18 protein-coding genes are annotated in these 21,050 nt (G+C 71.4%); 9 read left to right on the top strand and 9 right to left on the bottom strand.

The features are described from left to right. Window positions 1–520: 520 nt before the first annotated feature. The 6 genes from Pla163_RS06270 to Pla163_RS06245 form a co-directional block, all read right to left on the bottom strand. The gene (locus Pla163_RS06270; protein ID WP_145185231.1) at window positions 521–2,011 is read right to left on the bottom strand and encodes a choice-of-anchor I domain-containing protein; all 1,491 of its coding nucleotides are present in this window, start codon (window positions 2,009–2,011) and stop codon (window positions 521–523) included. A 115-nt stretch (window positions 2,012–2,126) separates the two neighbouring features. Next, window positions 2,127–3,227, bottom strand: a complete 1,101-nt coding sequence (locus tag Pla163_RS06265; RefSeq protein WP_145185228.1) for an aromatic ring-hydroxylating oxygenase subunit alpha — start codon at window positions 3,225–3,227, stop codon at window positions 2,127–2,129. A gap of 17 nt (window positions 3,228–3,244) precedes the next feature. Further along, window positions 3,245–4,078 carry a TVP38/TMEM64 family protein gene (locus tag Pla163_RS06260; protein WP_145185225.1) on the bottom strand — a complete coding sequence of 278 codons (834 nt, stop codon included), beginning with the start codon at window positions 4,076–4,078 and terminating at the stop codon, window positions 3,245–3,247. A 37-nt stretch (window positions 4,079–4,115) separates the two neighbouring features. Further along, a complete protein-coding gene (locus Pla163_RS06255) occupies window positions 4,116–4,823 on the bottom strand; it encodes a hypothetical protein (protein WP_145185222.1) in 708 nt (235 codons plus the stop codon). A 14-nt stretch (window positions 4,824–4,837) separates the two neighbouring features. Continuing rightward, on the bottom strand, window positions 4,838–5,650 hold the full coding sequence (locus tag Pla163_RS06250) for a hypothetical protein (RefSeq protein ID WP_145185219.1): 813 nt from the start codon (window positions 5,648–5,650) through the stop codon (window positions 4,838–4,840). A 235-nt stretch (window positions 5,651–5,885) separates the two neighbouring features. Next, window positions 5,886–6,755: a hypothetical protein gene (locus Pla163_RS06245; protein ID WP_145185216.1), complete on the bottom strand. Its 870-nt coding sequence runs from the start codon at window positions 6,753–6,755 to the stop codon at window positions 5,886–5,888. 427 nt (window positions 6,756–7,182) lie between these two features. On the opposite strand from Pla163_RS06245, the gene Pla163_RS06240 reads away from it, so the two are divergent. From Pla163_RS06240 to Pla163_RS06215, 6 genes are all read left to right on the top strand, one after another. Continuing rightward, window positions 7,183–8,100 (top strand): FAD:protein FMN transferase, encoded by a 918-nt coding sequence (locus Pla163_RS06240; protein WP_145185213.1) that lies wholly within the window; start codon window positions 7,183–7,185, stop codon window positions 8,098–8,100. 145 nt (window positions 8,101–8,245) lie between these two features. Beyond that, window positions 8,246–9,523: a hypothetical protein gene (locus tag Pla163_RS06235; protein WP_145185210.1), complete on the top strand. Its 1,278-nt coding sequence runs from the start codon at window positions 8,246–8,248 to the stop codon at window positions 9,521–9,523. A gap of 26 nt (window positions 9,524–9,549) precedes the next feature. Then, window positions 9,550–10,206 (top strand): FMN-binding protein, encoded by a 657-nt coding sequence (locus tag Pla163_RS06230; protein ID WP_145185207.1) that lies wholly within the window; start codon window positions 9,550–9,552, stop codon window positions 10,204–10,206. After that, entirely contained in the window at window positions 10,203–10,622 is a 420-nt protein-coding gene (locus Pla163_RS06225) for a hypothetical protein (RefSeq protein WP_145185204.1), read from the top strand. Before Pla163_RS06230 ends, Pla163_RS06225 begins: the two co-directional genes overlap by 4 nt. A gap of 35 nt (window positions 10,623–10,657) precedes the next feature. Next, on the top strand, window positions 10,658–12,208 hold the full coding sequence (locus Pla163_RS06220) for a dihydrolipoyl dehydrogenase family protein (RefSeq protein WP_145185201.1): 1,551 nt from the start codon (window positions 10,658–10,660) through the stop codon (window positions 12,206–12,208). A gap of 55 nt (window positions 12,209–12,263) precedes the next feature. Further along, complete coding sequence (locus tag Pla163_RS06215; RefSeq protein ID WP_145185198.1) at window positions 12,264–12,797, top strand: GNAT family N-acetyltransferase; 534 nt, start codon at window positions 12,264–12,266, stop codon at window positions 12,795–12,797. Between the two features lie 21 nt (window positions 12,798–12,818). Here the strand turns inward: Pla163_RS06215 and Pla163_RS06210 are convergent, their stop codons facing one another. After that, entirely contained in the window at window positions 12,819–13,568 is a 750-nt protein-coding gene (locus Pla163_RS06210; protein WP_145185196.1) for a hypothetical protein, read from the bottom strand. Window positions 13,569–13,829: 261 nt separating this feature from the next. Between Pla163_RS06210 and gdhA the strand changes: the two genes are divergently transcribed. From gdhA to Pla163_RS06195, 3 genes are all read left to right on the top strand, one after another. After that, a complete protein-coding gene (gene gdhA, locus Pla163_RS06205) occupies window positions 13,830–15,185 on the top strand; it encodes an NADP-specific glutamate dehydrogenase (RefSeq protein ID WP_145185194.1) in 1,356 nt (451 codons plus the stop codon). 155 nt (window positions 15,186–15,340) lie between these two features. Next, on the top strand, window positions 15,341–17,176 hold the full coding sequence (locus Pla163_RS06200) for an HSP90 family protein (protein WP_145185192.1): 1,836 nt from the start codon (window positions 15,341–15,343) through the stop codon (window positions 17,174–17,176). Window positions 17,177–17,203: 27 nt separating this feature from the next. Beyond that, a complete protein-coding gene (locus tag Pla163_RS06195) occupies window positions 17,204–19,768 on the top strand; it encodes a tetratricopeptide repeat protein (RefSeq protein ID WP_145185190.1) in 2,565 nt (854 codons plus the stop codon). A gap of 187 nt (window positions 19,769–19,955) precedes the next feature. On the opposite strand, the gene Pla163_RS06190 is transcribed toward Pla163_RS06195, so the two are convergent. Together Pla163_RS06190 and Pla163_RS06185 are read right to left on the bottom strand one after the other, a co-directional pair. Next, window positions 19,956–20,231 carry a hypothetical protein gene (locus Pla163_RS06190; RefSeq protein ID WP_145185188.1) on the bottom strand — a complete coding sequence of 92 codons (276 nt, stop codon included), beginning with the start codon at window positions 20,229–20,231 and terminating at the stop codon, window positions 19,956–19,958. A 92-nt stretch (window positions 20,232–20,323) separates the two neighbouring features. Continuing rightward, window positions 20,324–20,998: a hypothetical protein gene (locus Pla163_RS06185; RefSeq protein WP_145185186.1), complete on the bottom strand. Its 675-nt coding sequence runs from the start codon at window positions 20,996–20,998 to the stop codon at window positions 20,324–20,326. Window positions 20,999–21,050 lie beyond the last annotated feature (52 nt).

The raw sequence follows: 21,050 nt of genomic DNA, 5'->3' as shown, positions 1-21,050 counted from the left end.
CGAGGGGAGACGTTGGTAGGTGTCGCAGGGCTGTCCAGTTCGCTGGACAGCCCTCCTACCGAGCGCTCGCAGAGCACGTCGAATGGCTGCGGGCGACGGGCTGCGGGCGACGGGCTGCGGGCGACGGGCTGCGGGCGACGGGCTGCGGGTGACGGGTCGCGGGTGACGGGTCGCGGGTGACGGGTCGCGGGTGACGGGTCGCGGGTGACGGGTCGCGGGTGACGGGTCGCGGGTGACGGGTCGCGGGTGACGGGTCGCGGGTGACGGGTCGCGGGTGACGGGTCGCGGGTGACGGGTCGCGGGTGACGGGTCGCGGGTGACGGGTCGCGGGTGACGGGTCGCGGGTGACGGGTCGCGGGTGACGGGTCGCGGGTGACGGGTCGCGGGTGACGGGTCGCGGGTGACGGGCTGCGGGTGACGGGCTGCGGGTGACGGGTCGCGGGTGACGGGTCGCGGGTGACGGGTCGCGGGTGACGGGTCGCGGGTGACGGGTCGCGGGTGACGGGCCTCGCTGCGTCGCTCAGTCGAAGACGACCTCGAGCACGCCCAAGGACCCGCCCACCTCGTTGCCGGTGTAGAGGAAGTGCCCACCGGTGCGCGCGTCCAGGTAGTGCACGATGCCTTCGGGCGCCTTCGGACCGGGACCGCGCACGGCGACCACGTCCACGACGCGCGGCGCTCTGGGACTCGTGACGTCGACGAGCACGACGGCGTTCGCGCGCTCGAGACTCGCCGCGGCCCAGACCGTTCCACCCGGACCCTCGAAGACGGTCACCATCTCGGGTTCGGACCCCTTGCTGTCGCTGCGGTCGTCCGGATAGGCGCCCTCGGCGTGGGCCGCGCGGTCGATCGCGTCGCCGGTAGTGCCGAGCAGTTCGCCCGTCGCGGCGTCGAACACGCTCACGCTGCGTCCACCCGGCGCGAAGAGGTCGGGAATCGACTTCGAAGCCTTGGGTTCGGTGTCGCCCTCGTCGGCCGTGACGAAGAACTTCCCGGTCGGATCGATGGCGATGCCGTCGGGCTCGCGCAGGCCCGTCATCTCGGTCACGAACGCCACTTCCCCGTCGTCGTCGACGTCGAACAGGCCGGTGTTCGTCCCCAGGTCGAAGTAGGCCACGACGCGCGACGGGTCGAACTCGATGCGTGCGACGAGGTTGTTCTCCTGCAAGGTCGCGAGCGCGAAACTCCCGTCGGGAGCGAAGGCGGCGACCTCGGGCTCGAGCTGGGTCGCATCGCCGCGCTCGAGCGGCACCATGACCATCTCGCCGCCGACCTTGCGCTCGAGCGAACGACCGTGCCCGCGCATGCGTCGCGCCTCCTCGGGCGAGAGGTTCGGCAGTGCGACACGCTCGGACGACGCCGCGGCGAGTCCGTTCGAAAGGTCGACGACGGTCAGGCTGGCCGGCGCGGAGACGTAGCCCGCTTCGGTCGCACGCCAGTAGTCCTCGGCCTCGTCGCACACGAGCAGACGCGAACCGTCGGGCGAGGCGGTCACCGCGTCGGGTTCGATGCCGACCGGCACGCGCGCGACGAGCGCACCGTCGAGCAGACCGCGGATCTCCACGCGGTGCCCCGAACCGCGCGGCTCGTCGCGGATCGCGAGCGCCAGGTGCTGGCCGTCGGGCAGTACGACGAGGCTCGTCAACTCCTCCTTCTCGGCGAGATCCAGGCCGTTGCGCGCGATCGAGCGGGGTCGCCGCGGATCGGACAGGTCGAACACCTCGAACGCGCCCGCATCGCTGCTCGTGATCGCCAGCCGCCGCGAGGCCTGGTGCAGGGAGACGATCTCGCTCCCCGCGCCGTCGACGGTCGGACGGCTGGGGTGAGCGACCAGGTGGACGCTGCGCGAGGCGTGCTCGGTCGCCGGTGCGCCGGTCGCCTCCTGGACCGGGGTCGAAGCGTCGAGCGGACCACAGGCACAGACGCTCGTGAGACCCAGGAGGGCGCCGCCGAGGCGAACGGCGCGGTGCGAGCGCGAAGATGCGGAACGGTGGTCGGACGTGTGGGTCATCGGAAACGTGCGGATCGGTGCGGTGCGGTGCGGATCGGTGGAGCGGCGGATCGAGCCAATGAAGAGCCGACTTCCGCACCGCCCTCTCGACGAGGTCGATCGGCCCGAACTCGATTCAGACGGATCGCTCGGCGACTCGGTCGGTCGTCCAGACGTGGAAGTGGCGCAGCGCGTGCTCGTGCCGGGGAGCGTAGCGTCCCTGCCGAGCGAGCCGTGCGCGCTGTCCCTGGGCCACGCGGACCACGGCCGCTTCGTCCTCGAGCTCGACGCGGTCCAGGTCGCCACCGGCACCGGCGCCGAGGTGCTCGGGCGCGAACACGTAGGACGCGAAACGCACCGTCGTGCGCGTGGGGCCGAGCGGCCGCACCAGGTTGAACGACACGCCCCAGGGGTAGACGTTCACCATCAGGTTCGGGAACAGCATCGCGTACCAGGCCGCGATCGGGCGGCCCGCGTCCGGATGTCCGGCGGGGACGGGCAGGCTCGCGTCGCCCGCTCGCGCTTCCGCCACCTGCCAGGCCCCGCCCTCGAACAGCTCGTAGCGGTAGCGACTCCAGTCGATCGCAGCGTTGAGGCCGGCGTGCAGGTACGGGATGTGGAGCCCGTCGAGGTAGTTCTCGACGTAGGCGCTCCAGGGCGCGTCGAACTCGAACTCGCGGTCGCGCGTCGGGTCGTGCACCGCGCGCTCGAACGGCAGATGCCCGAGCCGAGCGCGGAGCGGCGCAATCACGTCGTCGAACGGGCGCTCCGGCGCGATCGAACCGAAGAGCTGGCCCGCGAACGTTCCCAGCCCGGCGCGCGGCAGATCGTCGTCCGCCGTCGGAAAGCCCTCCGCGCCCTCGAACCCGGGCGAGGAGACGAAGCGTCCGTCGAGTCCGAAGCGCCGGCCGTGGTACGGACAACGCAGTCCGCGCGCCGTGCACGGTTCGGTCACGACGGCCATGGCTCGGTGCGTGCACACGTTCGACAGCAGACGACGTTCGCCACCCTCGTTGGTGAGAACGAGCGGCTCGTCGAGCGCTCCGGCGAGAAGCGTCAGCGGAACCGCGTCACCGTCCCGGGCGGCGAGGTGTTCGTCGCCGAGCCACTGCCAACTGGGAGCGAAGACGCGCTCGAGCGCGCGCTCGTACAGGACGGGGTCCGAGTACCAGCGCGGCGGCGGCAACGCGCCGCTGGCGATGTCACCGGACGGACGCCAACTGCGCGGCTCTTCCATCGCTCCGAGCCGCCCCGTCAGGACGGTTCGCCTCCGTCGCGCTGTTCGGCACCGGCCGCCGCCAGGTCCTCGGCCGTGATGGACTCGAGCGCGCGCTGGGCGATCTTGCCGATCAGGTTCAACACGACGAGCACGACCACGATGCCTCCGACGACCACCGGCCAACCCGGTCCGTTCGAGAGGGCTTCGCCGAGGTCCTGGGCACCGTCGGCCGCTGCGGCCGCACCCAGTCCGACGTAGATCGCCGTGCGCGGGGCGAGACCCGCGAGCGAACCGAACACGTACGGGAGCGCGCCGACGCCCGAGGCGCCCAGCACGAGATTGGTCAACGAGAAGGGCGAGTTGGGCGGGACGCGCAAGAGCGCCACCACGCCGGCGCTGCGCCACGCGCCGCGCCCGACGAGCGCCCGGCGAATGGCCTCGGCCTTCGGATAGCGTCCGATCAGGCTGCGTGCGTGCGCGGACGAGACCAGGTGCGCGACGACGAAACCGACCAGCGCCGCCCCGAGCAGTGCGCCGAGCGCCGTGGTCGTCCCCACGCCGAACCCGAAGGCCCATCCGGCGAGGAACGAGAGCGAGTACGTCGGCGCGAACCCCAGGCCCGCGACGATCGCGAAGGCCGCGCCGTACAGCAGCGGACCGTTCGCACCTTGGGCGACGAACCAGTCCGAGAGGTCGCCGAGGTACGCGACCAGGAAGATCGTGCTCAGCGCCGGCATGATCGTCCAGACCACGGCGAGCACGCCGGTGCGCCCGAGGTCCTGCACCCTGAAGGCCGTCGCGGGAACCACGGCGCTCGGCGGTGCCTCGACAGCCGGCGTTGCGGCGGCGCGTTCGTCTTCGACGGTCATGGTTGGAGTGGACGGAGCGACGGCTCTGCGGTGCCGTTCAAGGCGAACTGGTCGTGGGTACCGCCGGCACCGGGGAAACGGCCGTGGGTGCAGCGGGCGTCGCCGACGGTGCCGTGCGACGCTCGAACCGAAGGCCGAAGCCGTCCTCGACCAGCCCCCACTCCTCGACCGTCGTCGTACCGGGCGGAGCGTACTGGACGATCAGGCCCTCCAAGTCATCGAAGTCGAACGGGATCACGATCGAACCGGCGGTGGTCACGAACGAGCCACCGGCGCCGCGCACGCCCAACACGTCTCGCGCGGCGCTGGAAGCAGCATCGAGTCCCTGCTCGAGATCCGCGGCGAACTCGACCAGGAGTGACTCCATGTCGAGCGGACCCTTGCTCGGGTCGTGCGGCACGAGGACCGCGGCCTGGGACGTCGATCTGCCGAAGAGCGGTCGGCTCTCGGTCACGGCGTCGATGCGGAAGACGCGCGTGCCACTCGTCGCGCGCTGCACGGTGAGAGTGAGCTGGCTGGCCAGGTGCGCCAGTCCGGGCCGATCGTCGAGCCGACCGACCGCAACTTCTCCCGGAGCCAGAGCGACCGGGATCGGCGAGACCCCCGGTATCGCGGGTCTCGACACTGGACGCAGACCGACGTACAGCGCGACCCCGGCGGCGCAGAGCAGCAGCCCCACCACGCCGAAGAGCATGTGGCGCAGGACGGCGAAGGTGCCGACCTCCTTCTGGGCGGTGACGTTCATCGAAGGAGCGCCGGTCACCGCGGCTGATCGAGTTCCTCGGGCGAGCGTTCCGTCGGATCGGGGGCCGAGGGCTCCGAGGGAACCGGAATCGCGGCGTCGATCCGGGCAGGCTCGACGACGATCTCGGCATCCTCGGGCCCGAACGCGTCCGAGGGCGAGAAGAAGACGGCATCGGGCTCGACGTTCACGAGGCGCGGCACACCGTCGATCCACTGCAGTTCGGCGGCGAACTCGACCGAGCTCGCAGCGTGGTGATGGCCGATCACGACGACCAGGTCGTCCGATCCAAGTTCGTCGTCCAGGAGGCCGCCGAGAGCGAACTCGTACTCGAAGCGCAGGGCTTCGAAGTCGAGCGGTTCGGCCGGGAGCCCGATCGCGTCCTCGGTCGGCTGCAAGGTGAACCTGCTGCCCTTCACTTGGATCTCGCGACCGAAGCTCCCCGTGGCGCTCGAACTCTTGCTCGTTGCGAATGGACGGCAGGCGGGATCCACCGCCCGCTCGAGCGCGGCGTCGAAGGCCCGGGCGAGCGGATCCAGGTCCATGTCCTTGCCCTGGACGTGCAAGGTCACCTCGCCGGGCTCCGGTCGCGGGGCCGGGAGCCTGGTCATGCCCGTCGAGATGCCGAGCAGGAGCGTCAGAACTCCCGTGACCGCGAGTCCCGCGAGGACGAGCAGGAGCACGCCGACGCCCATCCCGATCCCACCGCGTTCGCCGCTGTCGGACTCACCACCAGCGCGGGACGAGCGCGTACCGCGGACGACGGCGAGGACGAGTCCTCCGACGAGGAGGATGGCGACGACGAGGCTGCCGAGGAATCCGAAGGCCATGGGAAGTCGGGTCGTTGGCGAGGGAGGACGAGTGGAGACCGGGGCACTTCGAAACCGGGACCGGGGCCGTCGAGGCGTGAACCGTACCGCGGCCGGGGTTCTGTGCGCAGGGCGGATGCGTGGCTCGGGCGCGGACTCGGGGGGGGCTGCCCGTCCCCTCGCCCGTCCCCTCGCCCGAACGTGCTGGCCGAAGGGTCCGGCTCTGGTCCGAGGTCCTGGGCGGGCGGCGCAGTGATCAGCGCGGCGAGTCCGGGCTCGCGGGCACCGACGGCTGTCCTGCTGCCGCGCTCGGATCCACGGTGCTCGGATCCACGGTGCTCGGATCCACGGTGCTGGGCTCCCCGGTCGCGTCGTCGAGAGCTCCCGGCATGTCCGGCATCGGCTGCATCGGCTGCATCCCGTCCATCCCTTGCATCTGCGTCGCCCACGACGGCCCGCCGGGGAAGGTCGCGTCGGGGTCGGCCGGGACGATTCGCGGCGCGTCGTCGATCCACGCGACCTCCGCGGCCCGCACGGTGCCGTCGTCCATCGAGCAGTAGCCCAGCACGATGGACAGGTCCTCGGGGCGCGTGCCCTCGGGAACCAGGCCGAGCAGCGCGAACTCGTACTCGTCACACAGAGCCTCGAAGTCGAGCGCGTCCTGCGGGAAGCCTGCGTTCGAGCCCTCGCGCGCGTCCTCCAGCACGTACGTGCGCGTGGCGGAACCGGCCGGCGCACCGAGTCCCGCGCCGTGCACCTGCCCGTGGGACAACCGATGGGTGCAGTCCTCGGACACGGCCTCCGCGAGGGCCGACTCGATCGCTCGCGCGATCGCGTCGGGCTCGAGGTCGACGCACTGCACGTGGACCGTGATGCTCCCGGGACTCGGCGCCGTCAACGGGGAGGACGCGATCGAGACGCTCCTCGCAACACCGAACAGGAGCATTCCACCGCCGGCGAGAACGAACACGAGGACGGCGACCAACACCACGCCGACGCCGATGCCGCCGCCGCCCTCGCTCCCCTCGCGCGGCGAACGCAGTCCGCGCGCCAGCGCGGCGACGATGCCGACGAGAACCAGGAGGGCGACGACGATTCCGACGAGTCCGATGAGTCCGAAGGCCATGTGAGTCGAGGTGGTGCGGGTCGAGAGGCGCGGGTGGACCGACGCGAGCGGCTCGAGGGCGAGCGGCCCGAGCCGAGCGCGTGGCCCGAACGGTAGCCGTCCGGGGCCCTGGGCGCGCCGTCGCGGTCGGTCGGTCGTCGGTTCGGGCCGCCGGCGCGGTGCGTACTCGGCCCGCGCCGGATTCTTCGCGCACGCAGGCCCGATCGCGAACCGCCCGAGGGGCCACGCTGCCCCGGCCCCGTTCCGGGAGGATCGGTGCGGATCGCCCTGCCCAGCAATTGAGATTGATTCTCAATCGCTTTCAGGTTCACATGCCGCCGTGGTGACCGATCGACCCTCCACCAGCGTCCGCCCGACGCCCTCTCCCGCCCCGTCCGCGGCTCCCGGGACGGGCTCCCGCGCGACCCGTCCGCGCTGGACCCGCGCCGTGCTCCTGGCGCTCCTGTTCCAGATCGGCCTGGGAAGTTGTGCGCCGCGCGAGACGCCCGTCTCGGTGGCGAACGCGCCCTCGATCACGCGCGTCGTGGCGGCGATGGGCACCGAGTGCACGGTGCAGGTGGTCGCGCCCGACCGCGCCACGGCCCTGTCCGCGAGCGAAGCGGCACTGGACGCGATCGCTCGGGCCGAGGCGCGCCTCTCGAACTGGGATCCCGAGTCCGAGCTCGAGCGTTGGATCGCGGGTGCTTCGACGGCGAGCCCGGCCCTGCGCTCGGACCTCGACGCGTTCACCCCCTTCGTCGCCGCGACCGAGGGCGCCTTCGACCCGCGCGCTCTCGACGGCGATCCGCGCACGGTCGACAGCGGCGGTTGGGGCAAGGGCAGAGCGCTCGATCTGGCCGCGGCGGCGGCGATCGAACAGGGAGCCGGCGGCGTCGCGTTCTCGTTCGGAGGTCAGGTGCTGATCGCGGGTGAAGGGCTCGTGCGCGCGATCGAACTGGCCGACCCGCGCGATCGGTCGCGCGCCGTCGTGCGCGTCGAGCCGTCGGGCCCGGCGGCGCGCTCCACCGATGCACGGTCGACCGGCGCGTCGACGAGCGGCCAGAGCGAACGTCCCGGACACCTGCGCGACCCGCGCACACCTGCCGTCGCGCGCGCACCGTTCGACGGCACGGTCACCGTCCTGTGCAGCACGGCCCTCGCCGCCGACGCCCTGTCCACCGGCTACTTCGTGCTCGGTCCGGATCGCGCCCTGGAACTGGGCGAGAGCGAGCCGGGCGTCGAGGTGCTCGTGATCGAGCTCGTCGGCGACCGCCTGCGCGTGCGCGGCACGAGCGGACTGGCCGGACGCTGCGCTGCGCTCGTGACCGATCTCGACCTCGCCGACGGCCTCGCGAAAGATCGCTGAGCGCGCTCCCGAACTCGCCGCCACGCTGCCACGCCGCCACGCGACCGACCACATCGGTCGTCACCGTCCCCCACGACTCCCCTCCTCCTCGGCCCGCCACTGGCGCGGCCACTGACCCGCCGCGCACTCGCGGCCACCGATCGGAATGAACTCGACTCTCTCCTTCGCCGCAGGACTCCTCTTGCCCACGCTCCTCGCCCCGTTCGCCCTGGCCCAAGAGGCGACCGGCACCGACCGCGAGCGGATCGCCGAACTCGAGCGGCGGCTGGAACTGCTCTCCGAAGAGATCGCCGGCGCCCAGCTCGGCGCCGCACGGCCGCCGCTCGGCGACGGCGCGTTCGGCTTCGCCCCCGGCGCAGCGCGCATCTACGACGTCGAGGAAGGCGTCTCGATCGGCGGCTACGGCGAGATCCGCTACGACGACGTGCAGGGCGGCGCCGACACGAGCGACGTCCAGCGCGCGATCATCTACCTCGGCTACCGCTTCGACGAGAAGTGGCTGCTCAACACCGAGATCGAGTTCGAGCACGCCACGGTCGAGAACGGCAGTGGCGCGGACTCGTCGCCCGGTTCCGTCTCGGTCGAGTTCGCCTACGTCGAGTACCAACACTCCCCCACCTTCGGAGCGCGCGCGGGTCTCCTGCTGGTGCCGGTCGGCCTCGTGAACGAGCTGCACGAGCCGAGCAACTTCCTCTCCGCGAACCGTCCCTTCGTCGAGCAGCGCATCATCCCGTCCACCTGGCGCGAGAACGGGTTCGGCGTCTTCGGAACCGTCGCCGACGTCTGGGACTGGCGCGTGTACGTGGTCAACGGACTCGACGCTTCTGGCTTCTCCAGCAACGGCCTCCGCGACGGTCGTCAGAAGGGTGGCAAGGCCCAGTCCGACGACCTGGCCGCGGTCGCGCGCGTCGACTACGTCGGAACGCCGGGCCTCATGGTGGGCGGTTCGGTCTACTACGGACACTCGGGCCAGCGCACGCCCGGACTGTCCGCGAACGTGAACACGACCATCGCCGAGGGGCACGTGGACTACCGCGCCGCGGGCCTCCACCTGCGCGCCCTGTTCGCCCGGACCGAACTGGACGACGTGGCCGAGCTCGACGCGGCGCTCGGCCTGGTCGGCAACGCGACGGTCGGCGAGTCCCAGAGCGGTTGGTACGCCGAGGCCGGGTACGACGTCCTGCACGGCAGCGGGTCCGAACAGAGCCTCGTCCCGTTCGTGCGCTACGAGGAACTGGACACCCAGGGTTCGGTGCCGTCCGGCTTCGCCTCGAACCCCGCGCGCGACCGCGAGTACGTCACGTTCGGCGTGGCCTGGAGCCCCATCCCCGAGCTGGTCCTCAAGGCCGACTACGTGAACGGCGACAACGGGGCCGGGACCGAGCCGGACCTGTTTCGGCTGGGTCTGGGGTGGGTGTTCTAGGTCCGAGGCTCTATCCTGACGCCGTCATGTTGAGAACGAGTCTCACTCTCGTAGGCCTTCTGGCCTGCGCTCTGCTGTGCCTGTCCGCTCCCGCCCCCGCGACGACCCACACGCAGGTGCAGCGCGCCGCCGACGTGCGCCTGTCCGTGGCCGAAGCGCTCGAGCTCGCGTTCGGCTCGTCCGAGGTCACGAAGGAGACGCGCTACCTCGACGAGAACCAGCGAGCCCGCGCCGAGGAGCTCGCCGGCGAAGAGCTCGCGAGCGCCGTCGCGCGCCCCTACGTGGCGCGCGACGCGGACGGAGCGCTCGTCGGCGTGGCCTGGTTCGACACGCACCAGGTGCGCACGAAGCGCGAGACCCTGATGACGGCGGTCGACGCGCGCGGTCGCGTGCTCCGCGTCGAGGTGCTCGCCTTCGCGGAGCCTTCGCGCTATCTGCCGAAGGCCACGTTCTACGAACAGTTCCAAGGTGAGGAGCTCGACGACGAGCTGGTGCTCGACGGCGACGTGCGCAACGTGGCCGGTGCGACCATGACGTCGCGCGCGACCGTCGAGGCGGCGCGCCGGGCGCTGGCGCTGCACGCGGTGCTCTTCCCCCCCGCCGCGGACGGCGAGGAAGGTGACGGCGAGGACGGTGACGGCGGCGACGGTGCGGAACCGACCGACGGACCGCTCGGGCCGTGACGCGCGCCCAGGCCTGGTTCGTCCACCTCTCGAACCTGCTCGTGACCGGGACCGGCCTGGTCTGGGGCTGGATGCTGCTGGTCGTCGAACCCAGCGACGAGTTCGCCCTGCAGAACCACCCGCTCCAGGACGAGTTCCAGGCCGCGCACGTGCTCGGTGCCCCGCTCCTGCTCGTGGCGCTCGGGATCGCCTGGGCCGTCCACGTCGGTCCGTACCTGGCGCGCGGCGAGCGAGCGCGGCGGCGGACCGGACTGGCGCTCGTGATCCTCGTGGTGCCGATGGTGGCCTCGGGCTACCTCCTGCAGACGAGCGCGGACGAAGCCTGGCGCGCGGTGTGGAGCGCGCTGCACCTGGTCGCGTCCTGCCTGTGGATCCTCGGCTACCTCGTGCACCAGTTCACGCCGCGTCGGGCATGAGGGCGGCGCCCGGCGTCGGGTAGGCTCGCGCGCCCATGGAAGGATCGGACGAGAACGGAACGCGCGCCGACGCGTCGCAGGTCGACGACCCGAACGGCGGCGCCACGACCTGGGACCTGGTCGTGATCGGCGGAGGTAGCGCGGGTTCCGCCTGCGCGGCCGAGGCGATCAAGTTGGGACACGAGCGCGTCCTGCTCCTCAACGACGGCGAGCTCGGCGGCCTGTGCATCCTCGAGGGCTGCATGCCGACGAAGACGCTGCTGCACCCGGCCGACGTGGTCCGCGAGGTCGGCCACGCCGAACGGCTGGGGATCGACGCCCAGGTGAACGGGGTCGACATGGCCGCGCTGCAGGAGCGGCGGGCGCGGCTCGTCGCCAGGTTCCAGCGCGCCAAGATCGGCGGAATGGAGTCCGGCGGCTACACGATCGAGTTCGGCCGCGCGCGCTTCGTCGGTCCGGACGAGGTCGAGGTGACCGGCCCCGACGGAGCGACGCGCCGCGTCCGTTCGCGCGCCTGGCTCGTCTCGACCGGCTCGAAGCAGCACGTCCCGGACACTCAGGGACTCGGAACGCCCCAGCCCGACGGCAGTGACCCGGTCCCCTACTGGACGTCGCGCGAGGCGCTGCTCGCGGACCGCGTCCCGCGCTCGCTCGCCATCGTCGGGTCGGGCGCGATCGGCCTCGAGTTCGGCGTCTACTTCGCCGCTCTCGGCACGCGGGTCACGCTCCTGTCGCGTTCGCCGATCCTGCGCCGCGGCGAGGACCCCGAGCTCTCGGCTCTGTACACGCGGTCGCTCGAGCACGCGGGTCTGAAGGTCCAGATCGGCGCCGCGTTGGCGTCGGTGACGCACGACCCCGAACGCGGCGACGAACCGTTCGAGATCGAGTACTGGGAGGAGGGTCACGACGAACGATTCCGCGCCGAGCGCCTGCTGCTGGCGACCGGACGCGTGGCCAACCTCGACGGCATCGGCCTGGAAGCGGCCGGTGTCGAGATCGCGAACGGCATGCCCGTCCTCGACGACTGCCTGCGCTCGACGAACCCGAACGTCTTCTTCGCGGGCGACGCCACGGGCGACCGCTTGATCCTGCACACGGGCAACGCCGAGGGCCGCCACGTCGCGCGCAACCTGAAGCGCCACTTCGCGGGCGAGAAGCTCGTCGCCTGGCGCGAACGCATTCCGGTCAGCGCGCTGTTCACCGCTCCGCCGTACGCCGAGTGCGGACGGACCGAGCACGAGGCGCGCCAGGCCGGCGTCGACGTCGTCAGCGCGAAGAAGGAGTGGGCCAACCAGGGCCGCGGCATCGTGATGGACACCGAGCCCGGGACGTCGTTCGTCAAGCTCGTGGTCGAACGCCCGAGCGCGCGGCTGGTCGGTTGTCAGATCCTGGGTCCGCGCGCCGACGACCTCGTCCACGTGATCTCGACCGCGATGCACATGGGCGCGACCGCGCGCGACCTCGTCGCCATGCCCTGGTACCACCCGACGCTCAGCGAAGCCTTCATCGAGCTGGCGCGCGACGTGGTGTTCCAGTGCGATCCGATCCCCGAACCGGTGCCGGTCCCCGACCCCACCGATCCGTGATTCGCCGATCCGTGATCCACCGAAGCGTGATCCACCGAAGCGTGAGCCCGTGCCCATGAGCGAGGACGCTCCGACCATCCGCCCGGCGACCGCGGACGACGCCGCGGCCTGCCTCGCGATCTACGCGCCGATCGTGCGCGACACGTCGATCAGCTTCGAGCTCGAGCCGCCGTCGGTCGAGGAGTTCGCGGGCCGGATCGCCCAGGCGCGCGAACGCCACGAATGGCTGGTGGCCGAGCGCGACGGCCAGGTGACGGGCTACGCCTACGCGAACACGTTCCGCGCGCGCGCCGCCTACCGCTTCGCCTGCGAGTCGAGCGTCTACGTGGCCGACACGGAGCGCGGTCGCAGAACGGGCGAGCGACTGATGCAGGAACTGATCGTGCGCCTGCGGGCCCTGGGCTTCGCGCAGGTGATCGCCGGCGCGACCTTGCCCAATCGCGCGAGCGAGGCGCTCCACGAGCGGCTGGGCTTCCGCGCGGTGGGCCGCTTCGACGGCGTCGGCCACAAGTTCGGCGCCTGGCACGCGGTGGGTTTCTGGCAGCTGGATCTCACGGCACCGACCGTGGACGACGACGGCGCGACCTGAGCGCCGCGCTCGAGCCCGCGGTCACCGCTCGCCCTGGACCGCGCGCGGCGTCGATTCGCTCTCCCCGGCGCCGGGCCACGGCCGGCCCAGCCCGCCGATGTCGAAGAACGCGCCGAGCCGGCCGTCGAGATCGACGTCGTCGAAGGCCAGTTCTTGGCCGCGTCGCACCAGTTCGGCGCTGCGCACCGAGTCGTCGTCGGCGCGGTACGTGCACACCAGACGCAGCTCGCGGCGGTCCAGCGCGGCGACCGCCCAGGGTTCGAGCCGCGGGAGCAGGTCGTCGAGGAACAGGTCGAAGTGCACGGGATCGCTCGACCGTTGGTCACCGATCCAAGGCTGCACGACCACATCCCACTGTCGGCTCGTGACACCTCCCAGGTCCATGTGCCTCGTCGTCGAACCGAAGCCCTCGAAGGGCACGGCTCCCTCAGCGAGGAACGCTTCGAAGGTCGCTCGGACGGGCCCTTCGAGCGGATCCAGATGGACGTCGAGTGCTGCGACGAAGACCGAGACGGCGCCCGGCTCCGGCATGGAGGGACGCTCGTCGGCCACGCGCTCGCGCGCCGACGCCACCCGGTCGAGGTGCAGCACGCCGAGCGTCGCCAACCCGACCGCGACGGCGACCGAGCCCACGAGTGGTCCGCCGCGAGGAGCGCGCTCGGCGCTGGCATCGGCGGCCGCCGACCGACGGCGTCGCCAGATGCGAACCAGCTCTCCCGCCACAGCGGCGAGAACCACGGCCAGGAGCCAGTCTTCGAAGGAGGGGCGCACGGGTAGGACGGGTCGCGGAGCGGTCGACCCCGGTCGGACTGTGCCACGACTCCCCGAGCGCGTCCAACCACCGCGCGCCCCGACCCCGGCCGTCCGAGTGGCTGGTCGCGGCGGACGTTCCCGCTTCCTGGCCCAATTCCGGGTGCGGAGGCTCGGCCGGGCACCCGCGAGGTCCAGACTGTGCCCCTGACCGGCGATGAGCCCTGCGACCCCGCAGCCCTCCATCCGGTCGCTGCCCCCTCCCCCACGATCCAACGATCCATGGACCTTTCGAACTACGACAGCACCGAGGCCTTCATGGCCTATGTGCGCCAGCGCAACTCCTCGGAACCCGAGTTCCTTCAGGCCGTGGAGGAGGTCGTCGACTCGCTCCTGCCGTTCGTGCGCGAGCACAAGCGCTACACGGACCAACGCATCCTCGAGCGCCTGGTCGAACCGGACCGCGCCTTCCAGTTCCGCGTGACGTGGGAGGACGACAACGGCGACGTGCAGGTCAACCGCGGCTACCGCGTGCAGTTCAACAACGCGATCGGCCCCTACAAGGGCGGACTGCGTTTCCACCCCAGCGTGAACCTGAGCGTGCTCAAGTTCCTGGGCTTCGAGCAGATCTTCAAGAACAGCCTCACCGGACTGCCGATGGGCGGCGGCAAGGGCGGTTCGGACTTCGACCCGAAGGGACGCAGCGACCGCGAGGTCATGCGCTTCTGCCAGTCGTTCATGAACGAGCTGTTCCGCCACGTCGGCACGTACACCGACGTGCCCGCCGGTGACATCGGCGTCGGCGCGCGCGAGATCGGCTACCTGTTCGGTCAGCACAAGCGTCTGACCAACACCTACACCGGCGTGTTGACCGGCAAGGGCCTCAACTACGGGGGCTCGGTCGTGCGTACCGAGGCCACGGGCTACGGCGCGGTGTACTTCGCGAAGGAGATGATGGAGCTGCGCGGCGACGGTCTCGACGGCAAGCGCTGCATCGTGTCCGGCTCCGGCAACGTGGCGCTCTACGCGGCACAGAAGCTGATGCAGGAGGGCGCGAAGGTGGTGACGCTGTCCGACTCGAAGGGCTTCATCCACGACCCCGAGGGCCTGGACGCCGAGAAGTGGGAGTTCGTCCGCGAGCTCAAGGAAGAGCGCCGCGGCCGCATCAGCGAGTACGCGGAGAAGTTCAAGGGCACCACGTTCCACGAGGGCGCGAAGCCCTGGGGCGTCGAGGCGAACTGCGCCTTCCCCTGCGCGACGCAGAACGAGATCAGCAACGAGGACGCCGCGCTGCTCGTCAAGAACGGCATCGACGTCGTGTCCGAGGGCGCCAACATGCCCACCGCCAACGATGGTGTGAAGCGCTTCGTCGACGCCGGCATCCTCTACGGACCGGGCAAGGCGGCGAACGCCGGTGGCGTCGCGGTCAGTGGTCTCGAGCAGAGTCAGAACGCCCAGCGCCTGTCGTGGTCCCGCATGGAGGTCGACGACCGCCTGCGCGGGATCATGGCCGACATCCACAAGAAGTGCGTGGTGTACGGCTCGTCCCCCGACGGTTCGGTCAACTACGTGCGCGGCTCGAACATCGCCGGCTTCGTGAAGATCGCCGAGGCCCAGGTGGCCTACGGACTGGTCTGAGCGCGAGTCCACCACGCAGGCCGCGCGAACCGCGACGATCGACTCTGCGGGCCGCCGCCGGAACCCTCCGGCGGCGGCCCGCATCCGTGCCATCCGGCCACAGGGGCCAGTAGACTGCGGCGCCCGCCCGCCCCCACGCTGTCCGTCCCCACGCCATGAGCCCTTCGCTGCGCCGCATCCCGTTCCGTGTCGAGATGGCCGGCGTGATCGAGATCATGGGCCGCTCGCTCTACTCCGACCGGGCGACGCCGATCCGCGAGCTGATCCAGAACGCGCACGACAGCATCCGCCGCCGTCGCGACGAGGAACTGGACTACACCGGCGCGATCCGCATCCGCGCCGACGCGAACGCGGGCACGCTCGAGTTCGAGGACGACGGCATCGGCCTCGACGAGGCGGAGGCGGAGCGCTACCTCGGCACGGTCGGCGTCAGCCTCACGGGCGCGATCAAGGGCGACGCCGCGCGTGAGGGCGCTTCGAGCGCGCTGATCGGCCAGTTCGGAATCGGCCTGTTGTCCGCGTTCCTGATCGCCGACCGCATCGAGGTCCACTCGCGGCGCGGGGCCTCCAGCCAGCCGGTGACGTGGATCGCGGGCCGGGACGCGGACATCCTCGTCGGCCCGGGCGAGCGCGCCGAGCGCGGGACGAGCGTGCGGCTGCACCTGCGCCCCGACGCACTCGAATACGCCGCGGACCTCGCGAAGCTGGAAGAGGTCGTGCGCCGCTACGCCGAGTACCTCGAGGTCCCCATCCACATCGGCGACTCACAGCGGCGCGTGAATCTGGCCCGCGCGTCGTGGCTCGAACCGACTCCCGACGACAACGAGATCCAGACCGATCTCGCCGAACGCTTCTCGGAGGAGCCGCTGGCCGTGCTGACCGTGCAGGACCGCGGCCCGACCCAACTGCGCGGAGCGGTCTACGTCTCGCCCGAACGCACGCCCGGGTTCACCTCGGAAGCGACGGTCCACGCGACGCTCAAGCGCATGCTGATCTCGACCTCCGTGCGCGGACTCGTTCCGTCGTGGGCTCCCTTCCTGCGCGGCGTCCTCGAGCTGACCAACTGCACGCCGACCGCGAGCCGCGAGGACCTGGTGCGCGACGCAGCGTTCCGAGCCGCCCGCGAACGCCTCGAGGAACTGGCCTTCGAGTGGTTCGAGCGCCTCGGCCGCGAGGACGACGTCCAGTGGCAGGCCATCTGCGAGTGGCACCGCTACACGCTCACAGGCAGCGCGCTCGACACGCCGCGACTGCGAGCCGTCCTGCGCACGACGCTGCGCTGGTCCACCTCGGCCGGGCCGCTCACGTTCGACGAGCTGCTCGCACGCAGCCAGGCGGACCCGTTGCGCGGCGAGAGCGTGGACCACGTGGTGTGGTTCAACACGGAGCGCCGCCAGGAGCGCTGGGTCGACTCGGCCTTCCGAGCCAGCGAAGCACCCTGCGTCCACTGCCTGCGCAGCTTCGAGTTGACCCTCTTGACCGCACTGGTGCGCGATGCGAACGCGGCCGGTGGCGCCATCGACCTGCGACCGGCGAAGCTCGAGTCGGACGGCTTCGCGGACTCCGTTCTCGAGATCCGCGACCACGGCCCGATCGACGACGTCTGGCAGAGGTTCCTCGGCATCGAGGGCACGCGCGTGTTCACCGGCCGTGGAAGTGGCGCGCAGCCGTGCCTCGCGCTGCTGGACGAACGGGGCGACCTGGCGCGCAGCTTCGCGGCCCTGCGCGGCCAGGGGCGCGTTCCGGCCGGCTTCCAAGCACTCATCGACCGGGAGCTCGACACGGGCTCGAGCCACCAGAACGAGGTCCTCCTCGACCTCGCCCACCCGCTGGTGCGCCGCGCCCTCGAGCGCTCGTGCTCCCACCCCCTCGCCCACGTCCTGCGCGTGCAGGTGGCGGGCGCCCTCGAGGCCGCGGGCGCCCGACTCGGGGACGACGCCCAACGCACACGCCTGCGCGACCTCGAGTGGGTGGCCGAGGCGCTTCCCTGATCGCTCGAAGCTCCGAAGACCGCCGCCATGACGAACGAATCCATCGACTTCGACGCCCTGCACGATCGCGTGTGGGACCTGCACAAGGGCCTGCGACTGCGGAGCGCCCACACGCTCGCCCTCGAGATGCAGGCGCGCGCGAAGGACGAGCGCGATCTGAACGCGTACGTGCAGGCCTGCTTCCTGGTGCTCAACACCGCGCCGGGCGTGCTGCAACCCGAGGTCGGCAAGCGCGCTTCGCTCGAGATGATCGCGCTGCTCGAGTCGCGCGACGCCGCCGTCGAGTTCCAACCGGACATGGACGACGACGCGTACCGGAGCAACGTCTACTGGTACAGCGCCTGCGCCTACGACAACCTCGCCACGTCGATCGCCGACATGTACGGGGCCAACTCTCCGGGTCTCGACAGCGCACTCAACGAGGGCATCGCGGTCTGCCGGCGCACGGGCAAGACCGGCTGCATCGGCTGTTTCCGGGCCTACGGGCGCGCCCGAGCCCTGGCGGCCGACGACCTCGACATGGCCCTGCACTTCGCGCGCAGCGCCCGCGCTCCGGGTTCGACGGCGGACGAGACCAAGCGCTTCGCCGCAGCGATCGGCGAGGCTTCCATCCTGACGTCGATGGGCGACGTGGCAGGCGCCGAGCGCGCTCTGGCCGAGGCTCGCGAACGGGTCACCGGCTCGACGTTCGAAGCCGAGCACGACGCCGAGTGCCAGATCGAAGCGGCGACGTTGGCCTGCCTGCGCGGCGACGAGCCCCAGCCGTTCAAGATCCTCGAGCAGGCCCCCCCGTTCGACCCGGACGAAGCGCCGCGGACCCAGATCGCGCTCGACCACGTGGCCGCACTGCGCGCGAGCCTCACCGGCGACTTCGAGGGCGCGAACCACCTGCTCGAAGCGTTGGATCGCCGTCTGTGGCGAGCGAAGCGGATCGACAAGTGGTTCGAGAACCGCCTGCGACTGATCGCGAACGACCTGCGTGCCGGACGCGGCGAGCGCGTCGAGGGGCTCGTCCGGCAGTTGCGCGAACGCGCGCGGGACGCCCGCGACCACTTGACGCTGCGCCGCCTCGACCTCCTCGAAGCGAGCGGTGTCGACGCGTGGCCGCACGCCCCGCTCGCTCCGCCGCGCGCGGTCCTGACGGTCGCGTCGTCCAGCGCTGCCGTCCCCGTCGAAGCCGACACCACGACGCTCGCGGAGAGCTCCGAAGTGCACGAGGCGGAGACCGCACTCCGTCCACCGCCCGAGTTCGTCGCGCGCGTGCGCGATCTTCAGCGCCGAGTCGCCGCGGCTCGACGCGAGGACGGCGACTTGACGGCGCTCGAGACCGAGCTGTTCGCGCTCGAACCCGAACCGGACGATCGCGACGGACGGGTCGCGCTGCTGAGCGCGTTCTACGACCTCGACCCGTTCGCCTCCGATCCCGCGCGGACCTGGCAGCACGTGCGCAGGCTGGCCGCGGGGCTCGAGGACGACGGCGTGGTCCTGTCGTACCTGGCCTTCATCGGCTGGATGCTGCGCCGCGTGGAGGGTTCGGCCATGGGCGAGACGATCCTCGAGGAGACGCTCGTGGCCTGGTTCGACCGATCGGTGGAGCTGGCGCCCGACGACGTCGGAGTGCGCGCGCGCGCGGCGTCGTGGTTCCTCGACCGCGGCGACGAGGACCGGGCCGAGCGCCTGTTGGCGCGCGCGGCGCGGTTGGACCGCTCCGATGCGTGGGTGACGCTGCGACTTGCCGAGCTGTACGGTCGATCCGGTCGGAGCACGGACGCACTCGCGGTGCTCGACCTCGCCCTGCGCTCGGGCAACGACGATCCCGACGTGCTGTGGGCCGCCGTCGGTCGCGCGGCCGGACTGGCCGAACACCAGGCCCTCGTCTCCTACGTGCGACGCTACGCCGAGCACACGCCGGACAGCCAGTGGGTCCCCTACTACGAGTTGTTGGGCCTCGTGGGCAGCGGACGTCACGCGGAAGCCGCCGAGAAGCTCGCCGCGGCCGAAGCGGCCTTCCCCGCGCTGGCCTTCGCGTGGGAGTCCTATCGCGTGCCGATCACGGCGGCCACGCACGGTCCCGAGGAGACGCGCCGGGTGGCGTCGCACTTCCTGGCGCGACCGACGCGCGAGGTCGAGGACCTCAATCGGTACGGCGTGTTCGCCGCGCTCGAGCGGGTGCTCCTCGCCGCCGAGTCGTGCGAAGGTCTCGACGACGTGGCGGACGCGGTGCGACGGCGCGCGCTGGAGCTCGGACTGGGCAGTGCGTCGATCCTGAACGCCTGGCGCGCCGCGCGCGAGGAGGAGACCGACGTCCACTACTTCGACGTGACGATCGAACAGGACCTGCCCGCCGACTGGGACGCTCGCGACCAACGCCTCGACGAGACCGCGGGCTGGAAGCGTCTGTCGGTCAGCTACGGCGTGCTGGCCTTCGACCGCGAGGAGGCGGAACGCGTCGCGCTCGAGCACCACCCGCGCTTCGGTCCGACGCCGCGGATCGTGGACGTGGACGAGGACGAATCGACCTATCGGGACCAGCGCGGCCTCATGCGCCAATCGGGCTTCCGTCCGGGCGAGGACGGCGGCGGCGCGGGCTGAACGCTCGATCGGTGCTCCGCAACGCAGCGCGGGCCGCCGCCGGGAGGTCCCGGCGGCGGCCCGCTCGCGTTCCGAAGCGTTTCCGATCAATTGCTGACGAGCAGCGACGCGGCTTCCGCAGCTGCTTCGTCGGCCGAGAGCGGACGGTTCCAGATCTTCACCTGCGAACGGATCACCGTTGAACGGATCACCAGCGAACGGGCGGTTTGCCGCCGTGCTCGTTCTCGATCGTGAAGGGACGCAACGTCCAGTCGCGCAGGCCGCCACCGTGGAGGAAGCGGCCGATGCGTTCACCGTTGGCGTACACGTGGATCTGCTGGTCGCCGAGGCTGTCGTCGGCGAGCGTGTGGACCGCGAGGTCGGCGACGTTCCTCTGTCCCGGAATGCGAGCTCCTAGCCAGGTGCCGTCGCGAGTCGTGCGAACGGGTCGCTCCTCTTCCTCTCCTCCGCCCCTCTTCCACACCCCGTCCGGCGCACCGACACGCCGCTCGGCACACCCCCGTCGAACCGGCGAGCGGCCGAGTGGAGCGCGCGGGACCGCGGACGCCGCGGGACTCAGCTGGCGAGCGCGATCAGCACCAGCGCGACCACGCCGACGGTGATGACGCCGACCAGGAACATGCCGACCGTGGTCTGGGTCCAGGCCATCGACGCGGGGAAGGCTCCGCGCGAACGGTCGGCGCCAGGGTCCTGCCTTTCGACGGCACGCGCCCCGAACTCCGCGGACGTGGCGCGCGCGGACGACGACGGCGAGCCGCCCGTCAGCTGCAGCCGCGCCTCGGCCGCCTCCAGACGTCCTTGCACCTTGCCCATCTCGAGGGCCAGGGTCCGCAGTTCGCGTTCCTTCTGATCGAGCAGGGTCCGCAGGCCGTCGAGTTCGGAGACGTGGCGCGCGCGCTCCTCGGCGGAGCGCTTCTCGAGCGTGTCCGAGAAGGACTGGGCCGCCGACTCGATCCGTTCCGACTGGGCCAACGCCCCTTCGAGGTAGGACACCCGTGCGCGCACGCGTTCGAGTTCGGCCCGTTCCGCGGCCGTGGCGCCCGAACCGGCACCGACGCGAACGGCAGCCACTTCGGCGTCCCGCTCGTCGCGCTTGACCAGATCCTTGGGCGCCGAGACGTGGACGACGCCCTCGCCCTTGGGCTGCCAGTCGACGGCGAAGGGGTCGTTGGGGCTCAGGTAGATGCCGTTCGCGTCGTTCTTCCGCGCGGGTCCCGGTCGAAGCTGCATGGGCCGAGGGTAGCGGCCAGGAGCCCACGGCGTCGCGGCGCGCTGCCTATAC

The sequence above is a fragment of the Rohdeia mirabilis genome (genome assembly GCA_007750655.1).
Lineage (GTDB): Bacteria > Planctomycetota > UBA1135 > UBA1135.
The sequence above is the reverse complement of the archived record's forward strand: the minus strand, read 5'-3'. Positions and strand labels throughout refer to the sequence as shown.